This window comes from uncultured Duncaniella sp., assembly GCF_910578445.1.
Lineage (GTDB): Bacteria > Bacteroidota > Bacteroidia > Bacteroidales > Muribaculaceae > Duncaniella.
Window position 1 is genome coordinate 57,105 of the sequence record NZ_CAJTQC010000016.1, and the last position, 6,346, is coordinate 63,450.

General features: G+C 49.7%; 6 protein-coding genes. All 6 read right to left on the minus strand.

The window, feature by feature from the left end; all coding sequences use genetic code 11:
* Positions 1-61: 61 nt before the first annotated feature.
* Positions 62-1,138, minus strand: a complete 1,077-nt coding sequence (nuoH, locus tag QZ311_RS07950) for an NADH-quinone oxidoreductase subunit NuoH (protein ID WP_297066422.1) — start codon at positions 1,136-1,138, stop codon at positions 62-64.
* Positions 1,139-1,196: 58 nt separating this feature from the next.
* The gene (locus QZ311_RS07955; protein ID WP_297066425.1) at positions 1,197-2,831 is read right to left on the minus strand and encodes an NADH-quinone oxidoreductase subunit C; all 1,635 of its coding nucleotides are present in this window, start codon (positions 2,829-2,831) and stop codon (positions 1,197-1,199) included.
* A 77-nt stretch (positions 2,832-2,908) separates the two neighbouring features.
* Positions 2,909-3,517 carry an NADH-quinone oxidoreductase subunit B gene (locus QZ311_RS07960; protein WP_123613856.1) on the minus strand — a complete coding sequence of 203 codons (609 nt, stop codon included), beginning with the start codon at positions 3,515-3,517 and terminating at the stop codon, positions 2,909-2,911.
* Complete coding sequence (locus QZ311_RS07965) at positions 3,508-3,876, minus strand: NADH-quinone oxidoreductase subunit A (protein ID WP_123613855.1); 369 nt, start codon at positions 3,874-3,876, stop codon at positions 3,508-3,510. The genes QZ311_RS07960 and QZ311_RS07965 overlap by 10 nt, the downstream gene beginning before the upstream one ends.
* A gap of 263 nt (positions 3,877-4,139) precedes the next feature.
* On the minus strand, positions 4,140-4,811 hold the full coding sequence (locus QZ311_RS07970) for a porin family protein (protein ID WP_297066430.1): 672 nt from the start codon (positions 4,809-4,811) through the stop codon (positions 4,140-4,142).
* A 226-nt stretch (positions 4,812-5,037) separates the two neighbouring features.
* The gene (locus tag QZ311_RS07975; RefSeq protein WP_297066433.1) at positions 5,038-6,288 is read right to left on the minus strand and encodes a heparin lyase I family protein; all 1,251 of its coding nucleotides are present in this window, start codon (positions 6,286-6,288) and stop codon (positions 5,038-5,040) included.
* Positions 6,289-6,346: the final 58 nt, after the last annotated feature.

The following is a 6,346-nucleotide window of genomic DNA, read 5'->3' on the forward strand; positions in this document are numbered from 1 at the left end:
CATGCAGCCCGGCAATGAAGCCGGCGCTGCGTGATATTAGTTAGAGTTTGAGGAAATTATCTTAGAGGTAAAACTTGAACGTCACGACGAGGACCATGAGTACAAGATTGAAAAGGTTGATCGGAAGAAGATACTTCCATTCAAGGGTGAGGAGCTGGTCGATTCGCAGACGGGGGAAGGTCCACTTGAACCATATAATGATAAATGAGAGCGCAATCGCCTTGCCTATGAACCAGATAAACGAGGGTATATAATCCATAATCTGGTTAAAGGCATCCAAGCCCGGGATGTGGAGAGGCATCCAGCCTCCGAAGAAAAGGAGCGCGGCTACGCCGGAAACGATAAAAAGGTTGAGATATTCGGCAAGATAGAAGAATCCGAAATGGATACCCGAATACTCTGTGTGGTAACCTGCGGTAAGCTCGCTCTCCGCTTCGGGAAGGTCAAACGGACCACGATTGGTCTCGGCTGTACCCGCAATCATGAAAATCACAAATGCGATGATAGCCGGAATATGACCGGAGAAGATAAACCAGAGGTGGTTCTGTGCCTCTACGATACCTCCGACAGACATAGTGCCAGCCATCACAACCATAGTTACAACACACAGTCCCATGGAAAGTTCATAGCTGACCATCTGCGCGCCCGAACGGAGTGCGCCGATGAGGGTGAACTTGTTGTTTGACGACCATCCGGCAAGCAGAATTCCGAGCACGCCGATCGACGAAACCGCGAGCAGGAAGAATATGCCGACATTGAAATCGATGATTTGCAATCCATTACCCCACGGAAGCACCGCAAAGGCAAGCATCGAGGCGATGATGACAAGATAAGGTGCAAGGGCGAAAAGGAATTTGTCGATATGGTTGAGCGAGATAAGCTCCTTGATGAGAATCTTGAACATGTCGGCGATACTCTGCATCAAGCCCCACGGGCCAACGCGGTTAGGGCCGAGGCGGCACTGGAAATAGGCACACACCTTACGTTCGAAGAGGATATAGAACAGCGCGAGCACTGCATAGAGCAGCATCAGGCCAACTCCGACGAGCAGACACTCGAGGGTGACTGCAGCCCATTCGGGGATATAGTCAGTGAGGAAGGAGTGAAGCCATGCGGTTCCGACTGATAGGTCTTGCATAATGTCTGTTAAATTACTTTATTTTCTCTCTGTGTTAGTTCACTCTTTTTATATGCCTTTAACGGTCAATGTCGGGGACGATGTAGTCAAGCGAGCCTCCGATAGTGATAAGGTCGGCTATCTTCTGGCCGTCGGTGATATGGTCGACCACGGCTGCCGCAGGGAGGCAGGGTGTGGCGAGCTTCAGACGGTAGGGGTTGGCTGTTCCGTCGCTTTCGATGTAGACACCGAATGTGCCACGGCATCCCTCGACCATCTTAAACCAGTGTCCCGCAGGAAGTTTGATGACCTTCGGAACTTTCACGCAATAGTCACCTTCGGGGATGTTGTCGATGAGCTGCTCGATTATGCGCGCACTCTGCACCATCTCGTCCATGCGGACTTTGAAGCGGGCCATAGAGTCGCCTTCAGTGCGGACAACCTCGTCAAATTCCAGTTCGGAATAGATGCTGTAAGGCTCACACTTGCGCACGTCGCAAGCCCAGCCCGAGCCACGGCCGTTAGGACCTGTGACAGCCCACGAGATGGCATCGTGACGGGTGAGGACACCGACATTCTCCATACGGTTCTTGGCAATGACATTGCCGGTGAATATCTTGTTGTATTCCTTGATATTTGCAGGGAGGACTTCAAGAAGAGCGTGGACATCCTTGACAAAATCAGGATGCAGATCCTGCATGACACCGCCGATGCAGTCATAGTTGAATGTCATGCGCGCGCCACATGTCTTCTCCATGATATCAAGAATCTGCTCGCGGACACGCAGTGTGTAGAACAGCATTGTGGTCGCACCAAGGTCCATGCAGTAAGTTCCGATGAACAGGCAGTGTGAGGCGATACGGGAAAGCTCATCCATAAGCACACGTATCACCTGTGCGCGACGTGAAATCTCGATTCCGGCAGCCTCTTCGATTGCCATGCAGAGGCAGTGGTGATAGGGATGTGCCGAGAAATAGTCGAGACGGTCCATAAAGTGGAGGGTCTGGGGATATGTGAGTCCCTCGCAGATTTTCTCCACACCGCGGTGGATATAACCGAGATAAATATCAATTTTCTTGATGATTTCACCGTCAACAGCTGTGCGGAAACGCAACACGCCGTGGGTAGCGGGGTGCTGAGGGCCGATATTGACCACGAAATCATCGGGTTGGAAGATGCGGCGTTCATGTTTCACGACCTTACCTTCGGCATCCTCGGTCCAGACATCGGTGAAGTCGGTCTGACGTTCATTCTCGATTGAAACGGGATTGATGGCGGGGTCGTCGTTATAGTCCTTGCGCAAGGGATAGCCTTTCCAGTCAAGATTGAGGAAGAGGCGGCGCATGTCGGGGTTGTTGATAAAGATTATCCCGAAGAAGTCGTAGACTTCACGCTCAAAAATAGTGGCTATTGCCCAGAGATCGTGAATCGAATGGATGAGAGGCTGCTCGCGGTCGCCTGTAGCCATGACCTTCACCGAAATATGGGTGTTGTGGCTGGTCGAGGTCAGATAATAGATACAGCCCATGCCGTTCTCTTTCCAGTCCATACCGACGATGGTTACGAGGAAATCAAAGGCAAGGTCACTGTCATCGCGGAGTGTCTTGGCGAAGTCATGCCACTTTGCGTCAGGGACGGTCACCCGCATGATATCGCTGTCTTCAATGACAGCCTCGGGCAACACGCTTAAAATCTTTTCCCGGATGTTGGACATAATATATAATAAGGTGTATGGAACGTTATTCTTGATTCTTATGATTGATTTATTCAGAGAAGAGAAGGCCTGAGGGGTCAGTCATTCACACCCGCTACAGGATGGGCCTTAAGGAATTCTTCCTGCTTTTCCTGACGGTTTACTCCACCGAAGAACTTTTCGACCTTGATTTTACGTGAAAGCTGCATGATACCATAGATCATTGCTTCCGGACGGGGAGGACAGCCGGGGACAAATACGTCGACAGGCACGATATCCTCGATTCCCATAGCCACATGATAGCTCTTTTTGAAAGGACCGCCGGAAATAGCGCAGCTGCCACATGCAATCACATACTTAGGTTCGGCAAGCTGGTCGTAGAGACGGCGGAACACGGGGACCATGCGGTGGACAATCGTTCCTGCAACCATCATGAAGTCAGCCTGACGGGGCGAGGCTCGGGCTACTTCCCAGCCAAAGCGCGCCATATCATAGCGGGCTGCTCCGAGCGACACAAATTCGATGCCGCAGCAACTGGTGGCGAAGGTGAGCGGCCAGATAGAGTTGGAACGCCCCCAGTTGATAAGTTTATCGAGTGAGCCGACGATGACATTCGTCCCGCTCTCCTGAAGCTCCTTGACGAGCTTCTCGATGTATTCGTTGTCTTTCCATGCCTCATAGGGCATGCCTTGCGTAGTTACTTCCATTCAAGAGCTCCTTTCCGCCAGGCATATACAAGGCCCAGCACTATAATTCCAAAAAAGACGGCTATGGCTGTGAGTCCGGAAGTCCCGAGCTCATGCACTCGCACGGCCCAAGGATAAAGGAACACCGTCTCAACATCAAACATCAGGAAGAGGATGGCAAAAAGATAATAGCCCACTTTGAACTGGGCCATTGATTCACCACGCGTAGGAATACCGCACTCGTATGCCTCACCTTTCTGAGGATTGAAGGATCGGGGCGAAATAAGCCCCGCAAGCCAAAGAGCTATAGCCACGAGAGCCACACCGGTCAGGAGGGCTACCACGGCCAAAGTCGCATTTTGAATTGCCAATGCTATCATATTGTATCAAATACTGATTTAGTTCCTAAGAAACTGTGCACCATGGGATTAGACCCTCTTTTCGGTTAGCGTTACATAAGAGGGCATAAAACGCAGTGCAAATATACTGAAATTTTTCCGAAATTACCCAATAAAATCTGACAGTCTTTATCATAAATACTTAAATTAAGGCTTCTAACCATCCTAAAGGCAACCGCAGCACCGGTTGGAGCGACCTCCATCTGGCACTGCGGTTGTATGTCATGTAATCCAATTTCTGACAATCAGAAATTATATCCGACCGAGATATTGAAATTATTCCAGTAGGATTCTGCATCGGCGACAACCTCAGTCATTCCCCACTGATATGAAAGTCCGACCGAGAAACGCGACCATGTGTAAGCCGCTCCGAGACCGAGACCGACATGGAAACGCTTGAAATCATAGTCATCGTCAAAAAGATCCATGGACTGACTTACTTTTTCACCGTGTAGTTCACCCTTGAATTTGACATCGGCAGTGGCCTTTCCATAGACACCATAGTCAAAATACGGACCGAAGAAGGCCTGCAGGGAACTTTCCAAGTTAAGTGGCAGACGATAAGAAAGGTAAACAGGCAGTTCAATGAAATTCATTGTAAACCGCGCGTTTGCATCCATAGGATAACCTTCTATATCCATGTCGATATCATCTGTCTTACATCCCTTTTGAGTGAAGAACAGGCCTGAATTAATCGACAGACTGTTGACGATATTGAAATCGACACCCAAGCCTCCGAAGAATCCTATTTTCGACTTGGCATCATCCTCATCTCCTCCGACAGTAGCTACATTCATACCCGCACGGACGCCGAATGTGACCGGCTGAGCCGGCTTACCGCTATCCCATAAACCTGTCTGTGCCTGCACACCCATTGCCATAACGAGCCCTGCAACGCCTGCAATCATTTTTTTCATAGCTGAAACTGTGTTTTAATGTTTAATATAAAAAGTTGTGTTTCAAAATTTAATTCCGCAAATTTAGCATTTTTTTACACAACATCAGTCTCTTCGATGAAAAAGTATGTCTTTCAATAAGACAAAAGTCCATGTAGGACCGGGAGGCCGAAAATTTTTCGGTCTCCCAATCCCACGTTGGTTGCATCCGGCAGTAGCCCCACGTATAGGCAGATGCACCAACTTATCAATCGTCGACTGCTTCGGGATTTTCGTTTGTATCCTTCTCGTAAATTTTGAAATCGGCGAGATAGAGCGATTCATCTTTCAGCAGCGCGTTAGACCCGAACGGATTTTTGCCGACGTTGCGATAAATCCCATATTTGTTACGGATTGAGGTCGCGCCATTCGCACGCCAGAGGTCAATATCGTTAATTTCTTTATCAATCAACACCTTGCCGTCACTTATGCGGGTAACGGTTATGTGATAGTAACCGTGGCGACAGATATGGGCTTCCGTGCAGACCTGCACCCATTCGTCCTCGAAATCAGCCATCGGGACATTGTCAACAAACGTACCCTTGCTCTCGCCTCCTGAACGTGCGGTATGAATCACCTGTACCCGACGGTTAGACCCGTTGGAATTCGCACGGAGCGAAATAGTGATGAGCGGACTTCCATTGTCACTGCCGTTGGCAGCCTTCAGCTGATGGATGTGCGTAAATGATGACGACGGCTGGAAGCCTTTAGGAATCTTAAATTTCCATTCAAGACGCTGCCACTCTCCATAGTTGGCATTGACTTCAGGATAGCCGTTGCCACTTGTGCGGCTTTTCATCTCGTTGCGCTGACGGTCTACATTCGAACCGCGGTCGCCGTCGATGATTCCTTCGTTCTTGTGGACACTAAGCTTGAAGACAGGCATTTTGAGCACATCGTCATAGACCACCTCGGCATGAGTGCCGTCCACATGATCATTTTCATTTGCATTGGGATGTTCCGTGTATTCAAATTTGAATTTCTTCATATAGGAATCAACGGCCTTCCAGTCAGCATCGAGCAACGTTTCGTCAGGCGTCATCGAGCTTTTAAGTTCATAGCCCTCATATGGATCAGGCGTCGGGTCCGGTTCGGGCTCCGGGGCTGCCTGCTGGCTTACAGACACTCTTACGGTCTCCGCGCGGCCTGCCACGTCGGCGAAAACAATACCTCCTGAACGCTCGGCGCCATCATTGGCAAGAATCCTGACTTCAACACCGGTCGGCGTAATGTCGGCTATTTCAATCCACTCAGCCACCCCGTCAACCTTACAGATCCAGTCGACAGTCGACTGCACAGTCAGCTGACATACCGCACCCTCAGGCACGACATCGCTGATTTCAGCCGGGGATACACTCAGTTCATAGACACGCTCGTCCTTGTCATCCGAGCCACACGCTGTCATGGACACCGCCACTGTCATCAGCGCAATCATTACATACTTTATCCGTTTTAGCATTTTTATTTAACGTGAGTTCGATATAAGCAATAGACCATTCACCAATAAAACAATCAGC